Source organism: Tolypothrix sp. PCC 7712 (genome assembly GCF_025860405.1).
GTDB classification, from domain to species: Bacteria; Cyanobacteriota; Cyanobacteriia; order Cyanobacteriales; family Nostocaceae; genus Aulosira; species Aulosira diplosiphon.
The window spans coordinates 8,021,083-8,036,890 of the sequence record NZ_CP063785.1 but is presented as its reverse complement, the minus strand read 5'-3'; the positions used below and the strand labels follow the sequence as shown (position 1 = coordinate 8,036,890).

General features: G+C 42.0%; 16 protein-coding genes and 1 tRNA gene. 7 read left to right on the top strand and 10 right to left on the bottom strand.

The features are described from left to right. Positions 1–103 precede the first annotated feature (103 nt). Positions 104–250: a hypothetical protein gene (locus tag HGR01_RS32710; protein ID WP_155538973.1), complete on the top strand. Its 147-nt coding sequence runs from the start codon at positions 104–106 to the stop codon at positions 248–250. Then, a complete protein-coding gene (locus HGR01_RS32705; RefSeq protein WP_045868114.1) occupies positions 225–692 on the top strand; it encodes a GNAT family N-acetyltransferase in 468 nt (155 codons plus the stop codon). Before HGR01_RS32710 ends, HGR01_RS32705 begins: the two co-directional genes overlap by 26 nt. Here the strand turns inward: HGR01_RS32705 and HGR01_RS32700 are convergent. From HGR01_RS32700 to HGR01_RS32675, 6 genes are all read right to left on the bottom strand, one after another. Then, a complete protein-coding gene (locus HGR01_RS32700) occupies positions 634–1,581 on the bottom strand; it encodes a sensor histidine kinase (RefSeq protein ID WP_096621910.1) in 948 nt (315 codons plus the stop codon). The genes HGR01_RS32705 and HGR01_RS32700 overlap by 59 nt on opposite strands. 311 nt (positions 1,582–1,892) lie before the next feature. Beyond that, entirely contained in the window at positions 1,893–2,477 is a 585-nt protein-coding gene (locus HGR01_RS32695; RefSeq protein WP_045868115.1) for an L-threonylcarbamoyladenylate synthase, read from the bottom strand. Positions 2,478–2,777: 300 nt separating this feature from the next. Further along, positions 2,778–3,701 (bottom strand): peptide chain release factor N(5)-glutamine methyltransferase, encoded by a 924-nt coding sequence (prmC, locus tag HGR01_RS32690; RefSeq protein ID WP_045868116.1) that lies wholly within the window; start codon positions 3,699–3,701, stop codon positions 2,778–2,780. Positions 3,702–3,710: 9 nt separating this feature from the next. Continuing rightward, on the bottom strand, positions 3,711–4,538 hold the full coding sequence (locus HGR01_RS32685; protein WP_045868117.1) for a Tic22 family protein: 828 nt from the start codon (positions 4,536–4,538) through the stop codon (positions 3,711–3,713). 659 nt (positions 4,539–5,197) lie between these two features. Then, positions 5,198–5,271: transfer RNA gene (locus HGR01_RS32680), tRNA-Pro, on the bottom strand. 333 nt (positions 5,272–5,604) lie between these two features. Then, positions 5,605–6,132 (bottom strand): GNAT family N-acetyltransferase, encoded by a 528-nt coding sequence (locus tag HGR01_RS32675; RefSeq protein WP_045868118.1) that lies wholly within the window; start codon positions 6,130–6,132, stop codon positions 5,605–5,607. 491 nt (positions 6,133–6,623) lie between these two features. Between HGR01_RS32675 and HGR01_RS32670 the strand changes: the two genes are divergently transcribed. Beyond that, positions 6,624–7,343: a hypothetical protein gene (locus HGR01_RS32670; RefSeq protein ID WP_045868119.1), complete on the top strand. Its 720-nt coding sequence runs from the start codon at positions 6,624–6,626 to the stop codon at positions 7,341–7,343. A gap of 111 nt (positions 7,344–7,454) precedes the next feature. Next, complete coding sequence (locus HGR01_RS32665) at positions 7,455–8,363, top strand: alpha/beta fold hydrolase (protein ID WP_045868120.1); 909 nt, start codon at positions 7,455–7,457, stop codon at positions 8,361–8,363. An 87-nt stretch (positions 8,364–8,450) separates the two neighbouring features. On the opposite strand, the gene tsaD is transcribed toward HGR01_RS32665, so the two are convergent. Next, positions 8,451–9,497: a tRNA (adenosine(37)-N6)-threonylcarbamoyltransferase complex transferase subunit TsaD gene (gene tsaD / locus HGR01_RS32660; RefSeq protein ID WP_045868121.1), complete on the bottom strand. Its 1,047-nt coding sequence runs from the start codon at positions 9,495–9,497 to the stop codon at positions 8,451–8,453. A 292-nt stretch (positions 9,498–9,789) separates the two neighbouring features. Here tsaD and HGR01_RS32655 point away from each other — a divergent pair, with 292 nt between their 5' ends. The 3 genes from HGR01_RS32655 (at position 9,790) to HGR01_RS32645 (ending at position 11,258) form a co-directional block, all read left to right on the top strand. Then, positions 9,790–10,284, top strand: coding sequence for a photosystem I reaction center subunit III (locus HGR01_RS32655; protein ID WP_045868122.1), 495 nt, complete (start codon positions 9,790–9,792; stop codon positions 10,282–10,284). Between the two features lie 39 nt (positions 10,285–10,323). Beyond that, positions 10,324–10,473, top strand: coding sequence for a photosystem I reaction center subunit IX (gene psaJ, locus HGR01_RS32650; RefSeq protein WP_045868123.1), 150 nt, complete (start codon positions 10,324–10,326; stop codon positions 10,471–10,473). Positions 10,474–10,742: 269 nt separating this feature from the next. Next, a complete protein-coding gene (locus tag HGR01_RS32645) occupies positions 10,743–11,258 on the top strand; it encodes a photosystem I reaction center protein subunit XI (protein WP_045868124.1) in 516 nt (171 codons plus the stop codon). Between the two features lie 277 nt (positions 11,259–11,535). Here HGR01_RS32645 and gmk read toward each other — a convergent pair whose 3' ends face one another. The 3 genes from gmk to HGR01_RS32630 form a co-directional block, all read right to left on the bottom strand. After that, positions 11,536–12,135, bottom strand: coding sequence for a guanylate kinase (gmk, locus tag HGR01_RS32640; RefSeq protein ID WP_045868125.1), 600 nt, complete (start codon positions 12,133–12,135; stop codon positions 11,536–11,538). A 168-nt stretch (positions 12,136–12,303) separates the two neighbouring features. Beyond that, the gene (remA, locus tag HGR01_RS32635; RefSeq protein WP_045868126.1) at positions 12,304–12,570 is read right to left on the bottom strand and encodes an extracellular matrix/biofilm regulator RemA; all 267 of its coding nucleotides are present in this window, start codon (positions 12,568–12,570) and stop codon (positions 12,304–12,306) included. Between the two features lie 625 nt (positions 12,571–13,195). After that, positions 13,196–15,556: a DUF3488 and DUF4129 domain-containing transglutaminase family protein gene (locus tag HGR01_RS32630; protein ID WP_045868127.1), complete on the bottom strand. Its 2,361-nt coding sequence runs from the start codon at positions 15,554–15,556 to the stop codon at positions 13,196–13,198. Positions 15,557–15,808: the final 252 nt, after the last annotated feature.

Here is a 15,808-nt window from a genome sequence, read left to right as displayed (position 1 = left end):
ACTTTGTTTATATTCGATAAATCAATAGCGTTTAGTGCTGATTTTAAATTTCTATATTAAAATCAAAAAATCTTTTTTGCTTTGGTGATTCGAGGCTGCACTAATGAAAAACATGAGTGCGATCGCTAGAGATGATAGCGTAAAAATAGCAGATTCATCTGTGGCAAAATCTGTAAAAATTGAAATAATCGGTAGTCAAAATACTGCTAAATCGGGTGTTGTACATGAACTATCCTCAAATTCAATTTAGCGATCGCAAGTCTGAAATTGATCTAGAACAACTGCAACAGCTATTTAATCTCTGCGCCTTTTGGGCTAGAGAACGTAGTATTGAAGATTTGAGTATAGCGATTAGCAACAGCGAACCAGTAATTTCTGTATGTGATGGAAACCGACTCGTTGGCTTTGCTCGCGCCACTTCCGATGGAATTTATCGCGCCACAATTTGGGATGTTGTCATTCATCCAGACTATCGTGGTACGGGATTAGGAAGCAAATTAGTAGAAACTATCTTGAGTCATCCTCGGATGAGGGTTGAGCGTGTTTATCTCATGACTACTCACCAGCAAGGTTTCTACGAAAAGATTGGTTTTCAGCGCAATACAACTACCACTATGGTGCTATATAACCAAGCTAATCTTGATTCTCTACCGACTGGGGAAATTCAGCTTCAGGAATTACGAGGGGGATAGATACCTGCAACCTAGTAATTTCGGGAATTTCTGCTTGATTGGTTGGAAATGGCACAATTTCCAACTTTCCTCCCATCTCTTCTAACAAGGTTTGATTGAGTAAGAGCCTCATTCCTGGAGATAATGTAGAACTCTCTGTTTTGTTACAAATAGCTTTGTCTGGCGAATCCAAAAAATCTATCGATTTGATAAAATCTATAGACTCGCTCCCAGGTAGAGTATGAGTTGGCACATCTAGCCAAATATATACAGAATCCTTACTAGGTGAAAGACTACTAGAAATGGAGATTCCGCCTTCTTCCATTTGAGAAATACTGGTGTCTACTAAGCTAATTAAAACTTGGCGTAGCCACCGAGGATCTGCCAAAACATAAATTCCTGGATCTGGCGGCGACACTTGCAACTTAAAGTTACGATTCGCCGCCAGCATATAAATTAATTTATCAACTTCTTGTAAAACTTCTTTGAGTGATAGAGGTTGAATATCTAATTTATTGGTTCCATGCTCAACTCTGGCAACATTGAGAACTTCATCCATCAATTTGAGCAACTTGAGCGCTCTTTCGTGAGCCTGAGCTACAAATTCTCGCTCTTCTTCTGGATTTTCGCATAAATCAGACAAAATTAACTGATGTAAACCAATTAACCCATTGAGAGGCGATCGCAATTCATGGGTAGTCCGCGCTAAAAAACCCGCTTTAAACTGGCTCATCTCCTTTGCCATTTCGTATGCGAGTTGTGTTTGCTGTAGCTGTGGAAAATGCTGTGGTTGTGTTGTTTCTATTACCTGAGTGCTAGTTCTAGCGTTGGTAGATTTGGGAAATAACCACCGCACACTTATACCCAACACCAGCCCCGATCCTAAATATACCCAATTAATCCAATCCATAATATTTAGCAGTTGTTCAGCTTTATTTTTTGATCGCAAAGGCTCAAAATCAAGTTCCTAGTTCTCATGATTCATAACGGTAAAATTGCCGATGTTTTGCAGAAGTGAGAAAAACTGTGACAGAGCAATAGTGGTAAACAAAAATACCATACCCTAAAAAGTTATGGCAGTTGCCAATTTAAACCAGACTGTACCTAGAAGTAATACAAATTGAATTTGGTGAAAGGGAAAAGGGTAAAGGTTTTTTCTTTCCTTTTCACCCTTACCCTTTTTCCTTCAAGTATAAAGAGATAGCTAACTTGTTGATACAGCTATAACTTGATCGTACCTTGCCGCAAAATTTGCCAACTTGTCCCCGTCCATTTAGCCACTGTAGAAGGTACACCCATTGCTGAGACTTCCGTTTGAAATTCTGTGGCGATTAAAGTCAAAGCTTCGGGAAACTGAGCGTCAATTTCTGCCATCGTCTGCAAAGGTGGCTGTCCAGAAAGATTAGCGCTGGTGGTAGCCATAGGGCCTGTTTGCGCCAAAATTTGTTGGGCGATCGCACTTGCTGGTACTCTAATTCCGATTGTGGTAGGGTCTGTAGGGTTCATCTCCTTTGGTACTAAAACAGAAGCTGGTAAAACCAAAGTTAGACCCCCAGGCCAATATTTAGCTGTTAATTCTTGCCAAATTTGATATTCGCGATCGCTTCCCTGCACATAAGTCCACAAATCTGCTCCGCTAGCCGCCATTAAAATCAACGGTTTATCTTGACTGCGCTGTTTAGCTGCAAATATTAAAGCCGCTTTTTCTGGTAACGTTGCTAGTGCAGGAACCGTATCTGTAGGAAAGCTAACTAAATTGCCAGCACGTGCGCCAGTTACCAGTTCAGCCAAAGAAACTTGTGTCATCGGAAGTATGAAGGATGAAAACTCATAAATATTATGAGGCTATGGTACAAATGCTTGCATTTTTTATACCAATTTTGAAAAAAATGCGACAGTAGGGGCAAGGCACTGCCTTGCCCTCAAGAATATTATTGATGTGTCGCTCAAGAATATTATTGATGTGTCGCAAACTCAGAATTGGATTTCATAAAAAGCGAAAGGGAAAGGTGAAAGGCTGTTCTTTACCTTTTCCCCTTACCCTTTTCCCTTTAACCCCAAACTTAAACAAGCAATCAGAGGCTAAGACCTCCAATTTTACGCCTTTCACCCTTCATCCTTAAGGTAAGCTAAGGCAAAACGTTCAATTCCCTCTAAATCAGAGTGAATTTGAATATTTTTATAGCTACCGTGATTTTGCAAAATTTCTCGCACGTTATCAGCCTGTCCTGCCATCATCTCAATTAGCCATACGCCACCAGGCCGTAAATAGCTAGGAGAGATTTCAATTAAATGGCGGATGCAATCTAAGCCATCACCACCACCATCTAAAGCTAAATGTGGTTCATGGCGAATTACTTCTGGTTGTAGGGTAGGTAAGGCACTGGTAGGAATATAAGGCGGATTCGATACCATACCACTAAACTGACCTTTCATCGGTGTTAGTGGCTCCCACCAGGAACCTTGATAAAACCTAATTTGGTTGGCAAAACCTAATTTTTGGGCATTTGCCGCTGCGATCGCCAAAGCTTCAGGACTGTAATCCACAGCGTGAATGGTTGACTCTGGAAAGACACTTGCTAGTCCGAGAGCGATCGCTCCACTACCAGTACCTAAGTCCACCCAATGTCCTTTTGTTAATGATGGGATAGTCCCACTAGTTGCAGCTGCTGTTACAGCTAAATCAATTAAGCATTCCGTTTCTGGCCGGGGAATCAAAACTGCGCTCGATACGGCAATTTTAAACTGTCGCCAAGGTGTAACTCCTGCGATGTACTGTACTGGCAAGCGATCGTGTAACCGCCTTTGCCACAATCGATCCAAATCTTCTAAAGACAACTCCAGTTGAATTTGAGGCCAATTTTTGTACGATTCCAAACGAAGTGCCAAGCGATCTAAACCAGCTATCTCTTGTAGCAGCCAATCAACTTCCGCTACTGAAACATCTGTGGCGATCGCAGCTTGAATTGCCTTCTGTCGCCACTGCCAAAGTTGTAAACCAGAAATTACTTTTGGCTGTGTATCCGTCATGCTTTCAGGTTATCGAGGCTTGGGAGCTTGTGTATTGTTCCGCGCGGGAGCCTTGGGTGCATTGGCATTATTATCTCTAGGCAGAGTCTTGATATATTCTCTAGATTCTGGAGATGGCACTAAAACAACTTGATTCAGCCAAGGATCGTTTTTATCCTGTAATGTTTTAATGACTCCGTCTACATCAATCACCTGAATATCAGCCTTGGGATATTTTGGCTTGACTTGGCTTAATAAACCCTGTGCGTCTTGCTTACTTAAAAACAAAGGAATCAACTGCTGTTCGTTAGCAGTCAGTTTAATCGGTACATATCCTTGATCTGGCGCAAATCTCACCGCGAAAATCGGCACACTCTTAAATTGATCTACTTTTTGACCGCTTTGGCGTAGCAAGTCCATTGCCCCTTGGATTTCCTGATCTACAGGTTTAAAGGCAAATAAAAGACGGTTGGGTTGGTTTTTGCTTTGTTGTAATTGCTGATAAATTACCCCCAGAGGCACTGCTGTCACCTGGAGACTTTTAAGCATGTCTTGAATTTTCGGATCTTTTTCTTTGGTATTTCGCAAATCGTTGATAAATTTTTGGGCTTCTTGTCTGCTCAAGTAAACTCCTGTCACTGAGCCACCAGGTTTTTGTCCGTTTTGGTTTTCTGGTAAAGGACGGCTGAGGGGTAAACCTTTGTCATTCGTCACCAAATACACAGGTACGGAATCTAACTTGTCTTTTATTTGCTGTTCAGACAATGCCAGCACTGGTATATTGCCTGCAAAGACTGATCCTAGGAGTGTACTGCCGACTAGACCTAATGTTGCGCCCCAGCGAACCAATGATTTCATGACTACTCCTCGTGTCAACAATTTAATTCTTTCAAGCAAACAGTTGGATTTGCAAAACCAACTTGTTTTAGTTATATAGCAATCCCTTAAAAATGTGAAAAATTGCTGCTATCTATTGCATGTAAATAGACAACCCTCAAAAAGTAATATTCTCCAATAATTTAGGATTGCTACAGGATCGCCTTCACCTATTGATGATGCTTAAATGCTGCTTACTCAATGTTAACTAGGCTATTTTTGCTCTTGGGCAGAAAATGCCGTAGATGCTTATTATATGGTGCGATCCAGACTGGATAAATTGCTCAAATTATTTCAGCGCTAAATGTCATTTGATTTTCTTTACCCTGCTATAAATGACGACATTATATAGTGAATCGTTCCAATTGCCTTTAATTTCAAATCTACTGAAATTTATCTAGCTATGTATAATATTCAGGCTCTAGATAACTAGCTCCTAAACTGACAATTTAGTCTACAATCGCTCACACAATAGCCTAAGAGCAACAAAGCTAAATTACACTTCTCCGAAAAAATATCTAATTTAGCAGCACATATATTCGACAAAACAAACCCCCAATCAATCATCGATTTTTCTTATTCAATAATTAAAAAACCGTAGCTCTACTTATGGAACTACGGTTTTTTGAATTTAATTCCAATCGGGATGACAGGATTTGAACCTGCGGCATCCTGCTCCCAAAGCAGGCGCGCTACCAAGCTGCGCTACATCCCGTTAGTGAATCTATCTTTCAGTTGCGTGATCGCATTCTAAAAAAGTAGCTTGAGCATTGAACAACTACCAAAGTTTACTAATCAATTTGCTAGATGAGCAAAGCACTATGCTGATTATATCAGACTTAGCAGATATTTGCTAACTTTTTTCTGCATCTGCCAATAATCTAGATTCTACCAGCTTTTAGCACCCATAAATAATAATTAACGCCAACCAAGCTTAACCATCAAGGTAGTTGCTGGCATCCCAAATAAACCTTTAAAACTAATTTTTAGAAGATTCTGCCTATATTAACTAAATTAGAGTGGCAAGTTGGTGATTTCTCTAAAAGATTTAATGAGGATACCAGAACATACCTTTTATACCTTCTGGGTCGGCCATAAAACCCATAGTCCGATAAAAATCGACTACATGGGGGTCAGCAAAGAGAGTCACATTGCTAATCTCTTCGCTTCTGAGTTTTTTGAGGACATATTTCATCAACGCTTTCCCCAGTCCTTTCCCTTGAAAGTCTGGGTGAACTACCACATCCCAGATTGTGGCATTAAAAGCATGATCGGAAGTAGCGCGAGCAAAACCAATGAGCCGCCTTTGGTTTCCTCGTACCTGCCACATGGTGGCGACGAGAAAACTATGCTCAATAGCTTTTTTAACTTTTCGCAACGGACGACGCGACCAACCAACGGCATCACAGAGTTCTTCGAGTTCATACAAGTCAATCTCTCGCTCTGTGCTAAAGACGATGCGATCGCTACTGGGGCTAGAGTTGCCCATCACATCCGCACTCATCTCTTCAAAGGCACCTGTTCTGGTTGCCGCAGTAGATTCAGAAGTACTAAACCAAGTTTTCCAAAAACCCATGCCAACGCGGTTCGGGTAGTATAACTGAATTGGTTACCACTATAAATAAAGTGGTGATTCACGTTTCACAAAGCCAGTACCATCTAGTATCCCTCACACTCAAGGTTATTTTGGTGTTTTGCGGATGCTCAATGGCAACACTCTGCTAGGGCGTGTTTCGCACCAATCATTTTCAACTTTAGCATTTTGTTGCAAAGCTAGGAGAAATTCACCAAAAGGGAAAGATAAGTAGAGTGAATTTTATATAAGGATTAATGACTGAGTATGAGAAATGGGCAAATAATTAGTCGCCAGCGCCTATCTTTATATATATGGAGAAAAATTATAGGTAACCGTATACTGCAACACTTGAGGCGTACTGATTTCTATCCAGCGCATTTATTTCGTGGAGTTACCCAGTCCTTAGTGCCCATTGTTAATCTCTCTTTTCCTAGCCCCAGTTTCTAGTCCCCAGTCTCTTGTTGACTTATCTTGCGAGTCTTACACCAAAGATGGCTTCTGGTTTAAAATCTTCCACACTTGAACTTCTAAAGCGCTTTAACCGAGCGTTTCCCCAGTTTTATGAACAGTTTGTTAGTAGTGAAATTCAACTACAAAACCTACGATTAGCCTACCGTCTCTATAAAACCAGACGCGCCGTAATCGAGTTGAAACCGGAAGGTAGTAAAAGTGCCCTACATTTTGCCTACCGTAACCAGTCTTTTCTCCTCAGCGATATTTTTGGCGTGCTGGCGGCTTATGGGCTAACAATCCACGGTTTGAGCTTATACGGGCAAATTCGAGCGCCGATGCTAGTTTTTATCAAGCTGCTAGTGTCTCGCGGTAGCAAAGCTTTGACCGAAAAAACCGCTGATAATGTCTGTCGAGCAATTCGCGAGGCATTAGGAGGACGGTTTGAGGTAGAAGAAATGCTGGCTGTAGAATTCAATCTCGATAGCGGCTTAGATTTAGTACAGACAGAATTTTATGTCGATCCGGTTTTTCATCTCCCAGCCCTAGTTATTGAGGCTGATAACCAACCGGGATTATTCTACAAAGTCATGTACGCCATCTGGCAGGAAGACCTGTTGGTAGTCAACGCCAACTTACTAGTTTGGCGTGGACGTACAAGGCTGATTCTGTATTTGCTGGGCCCCAACGAAAGCTTGATTCCCGAATATTTAGGTCACAAAATTGCTGAAGGAGTCCGGCACCGGTTATTAGGTAAATAAATTAAGAATTATTAATTAAGCAGGAGAAAATTTTTCTACTTTGGCGTTTCTCCTTCATCCTGTAGCATTGCGTATTTAGTCGTACCCGCCCTTAAAGGTACGATATTAAGTATGGCAACCATCGAAATCTTGGGCGTTCCCCACGCATACGAATTAACAGCTCCCACCTCTTGCCCTCATACTTTAGTTTTTATCCACGGTTGGCTAAATAGCCGTGGATACTGGCAGCCTGTTATTTCGCGGCTGTCATTAGATTTTCAGTGCTTGTCTTACGATTTACGGGGTTTTGGCGAATCGCAGTCCCAACCAGAAACAGACTTTAATCGGGAACAAATTTCTATAAATCTACCTCCCACTCCCAGTAATCCAGTTGGCTCCAGCTTCGATCCTCTATATACTCCATCTGCCTACGCTCAAGATTTAGCAGTTCTGTTGCAGCAGCTAAATATTACCAGTGCTTGGCTGATCGGCCACTCTTTAGGTGGGACGATCGCTCTTTGGGCAGCAGCACAAATGCCTGATTGTATTCAGGGAGTCATCTGTATCAATGCCGGTGGTGGTATTTATCTCAAGGAATCCTTTGAGCAGTTTCGTTCGGCTGGGCAGCGATTTTTACAGATGCGTCCTCGCTGGCTATCACAAATACCTTTGATTGATTTGCTGTTTACCAGAGCCAGTGTAGCGCGTCCTTTAGAGCGTTATTGGGCACGTCAGCGCGTGATTGATTTTGTCGTAGCCGATCCAGAAGCAGCTTTAGGATCGCTGTTAGATTCGACCACCGAAGAAGAAGTTAACCGCTTACCACAATTAGTCTCCCAACTGAAGCAGCCAGTTTATTTCTTAACGGGAACCAATGACAAAGTTATGGAACCCAAGTATGTTCGCCACCTAGCTAGCTTTCATAAGCTATTCCAATACTCTGGAGACAATGTGATAGAAATTCCTGATTGCGGTCATTTGGCAATGTTAGAACAGCCAGACGCGGTGGCTAGTCATATTAGCTCAATTGTTGGAGCCTAGGGATGAGGGAGCAGGGGAGGAGAGGAAGCAGGAGAGTAATAACTTATACCCGATGCCCAATGCCCAATGCCCAATGCCCCATGCCCACTAACCTTGTTGATACAACTTCATCACCTGAGCCAGCGATAACCTAGATTCTACGCCTAGCGTTAGGGGAGAGGTATGCCCTCGCGATAAATGTTCGGCGGCAGCACAGGCAATCATGGCAGCGTTATCAGTACAAAATTTTAAGGGCGGGAAGAGGACGCGCAAGTTATGCTCGGCAGCTGCTGCTTGTAAGTTTTTTCTTAATCCACTGTTGGCTGCTACACCTCCGCCTACAGCAATTGTACTGAGTCCATAATCTAAGGCACAGGCGATCGCTCTTTTGGTAAGCGATCGCGCTACAGTTTCTTGAAAGCTGGCTGCAACATCGGGGATAGGGATGGGAGTATTATTCTTCTCTAATTGCTGCACTAACCGCAGTACAGCCGTCTTCAAGCCGCTAAAACTGCCGTCATAGCGATGATATCCCCCGCCAGGGAGGGAAACTTTGCCTTCTGGCAAAGCAAAGGCTTGAGGATTGCCTGTCTGTGCCAATTGATCAATTACTGGCCCCCCTGGATAACCCAGCTTTAACAGCCGCGCTATTTTGTCAAAAGCTTCTCCTGCCGCATCATCACGGGTTTCTCCCAGAGTTTCGTAAATACCACAATCCTTGACATAAATCAAGCTTGTATGTCCTCCCGAAACGAGTAAGCTAAGGAAAGGGGGATTTAAAGTTGGCTCGCTCAAGTAAGTTGCGTAAATGTGGCCTTCGAGATGGTGAACTCCCAAGAATGGCTTTTTTTGGATGATTGCTAAAGTTTTGGCAGCAGTTAACCCTACCAACAGCGCGCCGACAAGTCCAGGGGCGCAGGTGGCGGCTATGCCATCAATTTGCTCCCAGCTGAATTGGCTTTGCTCTAACGCTTGCGCGATCGCCCAATTGATCGTTTCTAGGTGCTGGCGAGATGCTACCTCTGGTACTACTCCGCCATACTGCTGATGGATGGGAATTTGAGAAGCTATGATGCTGCTACAAACATGACGATTGTTAACAATTGCTACGGCAGTTTCATCACAGCTAGTTTCGATTGCTAAAACGGTTGCCATTGCGACACAAGAATTATGAGTATTGAATGGGGAGTCTAAAGTCCTGGGTTTTGGCGTTCAGTGATCAGCCTTGAATATGCTCAAATATTACGAAATTTTACTCGGCAGTTGGCACGCTGAACTCAGAACTCAATAGAAACTTAGTTGAGAAGCTTTAACTTTTATTTACTTAAACTTTACTCGGTTCCCCGGCAAGAGTATGATGACTTGCTAGTTATCTAAATAAACACTGTACAAGCCGCTTCGTTTTGTACAAAAAACTTTTTGTTTTGTAATAAAAGGAAACAACTCCATGCGACGATTGTTTGCTTTGGCTTTAGCGATTTGTCTTTGGTTCAATTTTGCCCCGCCTGCGAAGGCACTGGGGGCTGATCTGAAACCATGTGCAGACACTCCCGCTTTTCAAGAGCTAGCAAAAAATGCCCGTAATACTACCGCCGATCCCCAATCAGGCCAAAAACGGTTTGAGCGTTATGCCCAAGAATTATGTGGCCCTGAGGGTTACCCCCACTTGATTGTGGATGGTCGTCTCGATAAAGCAGGTGACTTTTTAATTCCCAGCATTCTCTTCCTTTACATTGCTGGTTGGATTGGTTGGGTAGGTCGTACTTATCTACAAGCCATCAAAAAGGCATCTGATACTGAACAAAAAGAAATCCAAATCGACCTCGGTTTGGCGCTACCAATTATAGCAACAGGCTTTGCTTGGCCTGCCTCTGCTATCAAGGAATTGCTCTCAGGTGAATTAACCGCTAAGGATACAGAAATTCCCATTTCCCCACGCTAATTCATCACCATTAATTAACTTGTTTTGGAGGCTAAATTCATGGCAGACAAAGGCGATAGCTCATCGTATTTGATTAAGTTTATTTCCACGGCACCTGTAGCTGCTACCATTTGGTTAACAATTACAGCTGGGATTTTAATCGAATTTAACCGCTTTTTCCCAGATTTACTTTTTCACCCATTACCATAAATTGAAGACGGTATTTTCATAATTTGAATTTGTTGTCTTCTGTCTTAATATCCTGTAGTTATATACTTCAACCTCATGGGGTGAAAATATAACTACCATAGGGTTTATCAATAAATGAAACTCGTAATGCTGTCAACAGGTTGCGAGTTTCATTTATTGAAATTAGCTAAATTAATTTTTCTAAACTTCTCTGCCAAAAATCACCGTTAGATACAATTATTATTAATATGAAACTGCCAACAATTCTAAATTTAGAGGCAACATAAAATATGCAAGCAGTAGATGCATCCAAAAATAATCCCAGCGATCCTAGAAATCGTGAGGTTGTTTTTCCCGCAGGACGCGATCCACAAATAGGCAACCTAGAAACACCAGTTAATTCTTCTCCCTTAGTGAAGTGGTTTGTTGGTAACTTACCCGCATATCGTCCTGGTCTCACTCCATTTAGACGTGGGCTAGAAGTTGGTATGGCTCATGGTTACTGGTTCTTTGGCCCCTTTGCTAAATTAGGCCCACTGCGGAATACACCCAGTGCTGACTTAGCTGGCTTACTAGGAGCAGTCGGCTTGGTTGTACTTCTAACCGCTGCTTTGTCTTTGTATTCTCACAGCAATCCTCCCAAAGCACTTGCTAGCGTTACCGCTGGTAATCCTCCAGATGCTTTTACTAGCAATGAAGGCTGGAATAACTTTGCCAGTGCTTTCTTAATTGGTGGTATTGGTGGTGCAGTAGTTGCTTACTTCTTAACAATTAATTTGGAACTAATTCAAGGCCTAGTAGGTTAAATTTACCTCTTTTCATCCCAGCAATTGCTGTAGCGGAAGAGAGCGAACATGGGGCATAGGGTATGGGGTATGAGATATGAGACAAATATCAATGCTCTGTTCTTTATGCCCCAAGTATTTTGCTGGCTGTTCATACCGTCTTGAATTGGCATGGACAATCAAGCGCCGACTAACTGTAATAAAACCAACAAGGACAGATAAAACAGCTAGACTGTTTTATCTGTCCTTTTATCTAGTAAATTGTGAAAGCGCTCAAGCTGGGAATAAAAATGCCAAATTACCCGAATAAATCTGCTTCTAGCGCATTTAAAGCGGTTTCAAAATCGTCATTAACGATTTGAACATCAAATTCATCTGCTGCTTGAATTTCTTCTTGAGCGCGGCGCAGACGACGAGCGATCGCTTCTTCAGAATCTTGAGCGCGACCGCGTATCCGCTTTTCCAGTTCATCGAAGGAAGGTGGCAAGATAAAAATGCTATGGGCACTAGGGAAAGAAGCACGAATTTGCCTTGCTCCTTCCAACTCAATTTCTAGTACCACTAACTTTCCAGAATTGACCTGGTTAAGCACGATTTCACGGGGTGTTCCGTAGTAATTACCAGCAAATTCTGCCCATTCCAAGAATTCGCCTTGGGCCACTAATTGTTCAAACTTGCTACGGCTCACAAAATAATAATTTTTGCCGTTGCTTTCGCCAGGACGAGGAGAACGAGTCGTCATGGATACAGAATAATAGAGTTCCGGATGACGTTGCAAAAGTACACGCATTAAAGTACCTTTGCCAACTCCACTGGGACCAGTTAAAACAATCAGCCGACCATGAGGCAGGCATTCTTTAGTAGTAGCAGCACTCTGGATGGGTAGAACTTGCATCATCCGCTAAACCTGTAAATTAATCGATAGACGGGATTTCTTAGTTTAGTATTTGTTAACTTGTAACTTTCGACTAAGAAATTAGTAACAGGGGTCACATAAAATATCGTCTAATTCACATAGTACTGCCGATGTGGTGCAAATAGGGTAGGGCTAATAGCCCACCCTGATTTAATTTTCTACATTTTGATGTTCGCGGGAAATTACGAAGCGATTCGCTACAGTTTCTGGTTGAATCGCTGACAAAATGACGTGGCTGGAATCGGTAATAATCACAGCTCTCGTCCTCCGACCATAGGTTGCGTCAATCAGCTGACCTCTGTCGCGGGCATCAGTAATGATCCGCTTAATCGGTGCAGACTCTGGACTAACAATGGCAACTACGCGGTTGGCAGATACGATGTTGCCAAAACCTATATTAATTAGTTGAATTTCCATAAATAAACGGATACCAAATGGTATGTGAGCAGTCAGTACATAATTATTTCCATGTTATCCCTAAAAAATTCGAGTTACAACGCTTAAATTAACGTTATTCCTAGTTTTTATATAAAAATTGCTATCTTTAGCGATTTCTACACTAATTTACCCGAAAATCATCCTAAAGATATATGCAAAATAAACCTTAGACAAATTATACTTACACGTCTTTTTTAATACATAAACCTATTAATACCAATTCTTGACAATTTGGCAACAGGTTCCCACCCTCAAACCTAGATTAGGTGAGATTTTCGTAATAACGGGTTGGTATAAAAATTTTATCGGCGCTTATACTAATTAAAAACCTATTTTACACATAATAATTTATACAAACACACCAATATATGCTTATGTTTATCTGTTTATCGCATTTGATTTTCAACCTGGTATCAGGGTAAAAACAAAAAAGTAAGGGAATTACAGTTTCTCCCTTACTTCAAGTTTGTAAATCATCGTTAGAAAGCTTAGGTCATAAATTTTTTGAATTCAGTTTAGGGACTTCCAGAAATTAAATTATTCAATCAGCAAGGGCGAAGGTATTGAGCAAATTCTTTCTCTCCCTCTGCTGGCCCTGCTACCCCTAGCGATTGGTGATTTTTTTCTTTGAAAGTCCCTTAGTGGTGCTAGTTGTTACTTCTTGCCACCGTTGTCGTAGTTGCTGCAAGTTAGGAGTATGGCTACCATAACGCCACTTCACATAGGCTTGACAAATTTCATCAATTATCTGGGCGTTACTTGGGGCATGATGCTGGTAAGCAACTCTGGCGTACTCTAAGGGTGTTTGTGCCGGATGTTTGCCTAAACCTTGTTTTGCTGTCCATTGCAGCATTTGTTGATAAAGGCTTTCCATTGGTGATAATCTTTTTAACCATCGACGGTTCAGCCACTCGCGCCACTGTACCCAACCCAGCCAAGTAAAGAAAGCAGTTGTGGTGGACAAGATTAAGCCAGTCAACACACCTAGCCAACCCTGAGAGAATAAAGCAAAAAACCAAGCGATCGCTTTACTCAAAGAGATAAATATTGTCCCAAATAGATAATCCAGCCAGCCTTTAACAGGAGAAGGTAACCAGCCAGCCACCCAGCGCCACAGTTGATTTAGGACGCTAAAAGTCTGAGTATCTTCTATTGATGGGGGTATAAGCGGATGGTTAGGAATTGGATCAAAGGCAAACCAGCCATATTTAGGAAAGTAAACTTCCGTCATGGCATAGGCATCTGTATTACGGACAACATACATCCCCGTAAACGGATTGAATTGTCCTGGGCTAAATCCTGCTACCAAGCGTGCAGGAATGCCTATAGAACGCAGCATGATTGTGAGTACTGTAGAAAAGTGGTCTGGGTAGCCTCCTTGGTACTTAAACAAGAAAGTATCCACTAAATCTTCTTGATCACCTAAATAAGGTAGCCCTAAAGGATCATCGGGAATAGAATAGTTTTGTTTTAAGTACTGGGCTAGGTAAAGAGTTTTTTCATAGGCAGAATCTAAGGTTTTATTTGACTTACCTACTCGTTCACGATTGTAGTTAGCGAGTATTTCTTCCGTGCGTTGTTTAACTTTTTCGGCAATTTCTGGGGGAATTTGCAGATAATAATTTTTGATGCTTTGGGGATATTTAGTAGAGGCTTGTCCTAAGTTAGTGCGATTGCGGTATGGTACTTCCGAAATGACTGTATAGGTGAGATCCTCTGATAATGCCACAGGCGATCGCAAGCCATTTTCTTTATCGACAGCGATGATCGATGTGGGAAAGTAAATTTCTTTGGGATAACTTAGTGCAGGGATTAAGTTAGGTAAATCTGATACAACCGTATAAGTTTGTACTATCTCTTGAGTTTTGCCCCCAATAATTGGCCTCGGTAGAAAAATTTGGTAAGACCAAGGCGATCGCCGCAGGGTGGTAACATCTTCATTGCGAGATACTTCCCAGCCTTTACCTGTATAGCGATCAAATGCTAATACGCGCCAAAAACCCTCAGCCTGCGATCGCACCCGCATCACTACCTTGGGCTTCATTGCGCCCCGCAGGTTTTGGTTCATTTGGCTATTAAAGCCGTAATAAAAATTATCATCTATTTTGCCTGGTTGGCCGTTTGCGCCTTGGCCATTCCCATCACCATTGTTACCATCGCCTGGATTTTTGCTATTACCTTGACGGACATAACCAGGATTAATAATGCTCCGACCTGTAAAATTACCTTTAATAGGAATAGAAGAACTAACAGGAAAAGTACGTAATTGATAACCAGGAAATCTCGGTAAAACCGCAAAAATCGCCAGCCCTAGAGCCACAATTAATGTAAATAGTAAAAAATAAAAAGGTAAAAGAGAAGATAATTTTTTCTCTTTTACCTTTGCTGGTTTCAGGTTTAGTTTCTCCAAGCCCAGTCTAGAGCGATAATCTTGGACTAAAGTTGGCAGTGCGATCGCTAAAAATAACAACAGCACAGGCGCAAATGCTAAAGTCTGACTCAGGGTTGCTGCCACCCCTAGTAAAATGAGCCCAATGACAATTGAATAGCCCAAATCTTTTCGACGGGGCGTATCAAAGCTGTGGAGTATTTGAAGTTGAATCAGCAACTCTGCTAAACCCAACCGGGTATCATTTAATTCCCCTAATAACCGCCCAAAGAAAGCACCCAGTGCTACTAACATTCCTATGGCAATGCAGAACTTGACTGTAATATTGGCATTGCGGCGACTACGGTAACTCCAAATTGCACCCATAACACTTACAGGAATAGCCCAAAGACTAAAATTAGTCTGGGCAGCAATATCAGTTGCCCCAATTCCCGTAATTACCAAAGCTAACACTAGCACCCGTAAGGCAATTGAATCTTCCACTTCTATCAAAGGCGACTTCTGCTGATTTTGCCGCCAATCGTCATGTCCTACAGGTAGACGCCAAAACCGATTGATCCTGGATAAGTTAAACATTTAAAGTACGAGCCAAGCGATGATGTAGACGCTAAGACACTATGCTGGGTATGGAAATTAACTAACCTACCTCCAGCTACTACCCTACCCTACTCTATGGAAATGCCTTTAGCGAATGGGAATTTCCTAAGTAAAGTGGTAGCAAAATATAAATGCCTCTCTGTGAATCTACGCGTCTTGTGCTAGGTTCTACCAATCAATATATGTTTGCGTAGGCTCCTTCAATACCGCTTGTTGAAAAAAAAAGATAAG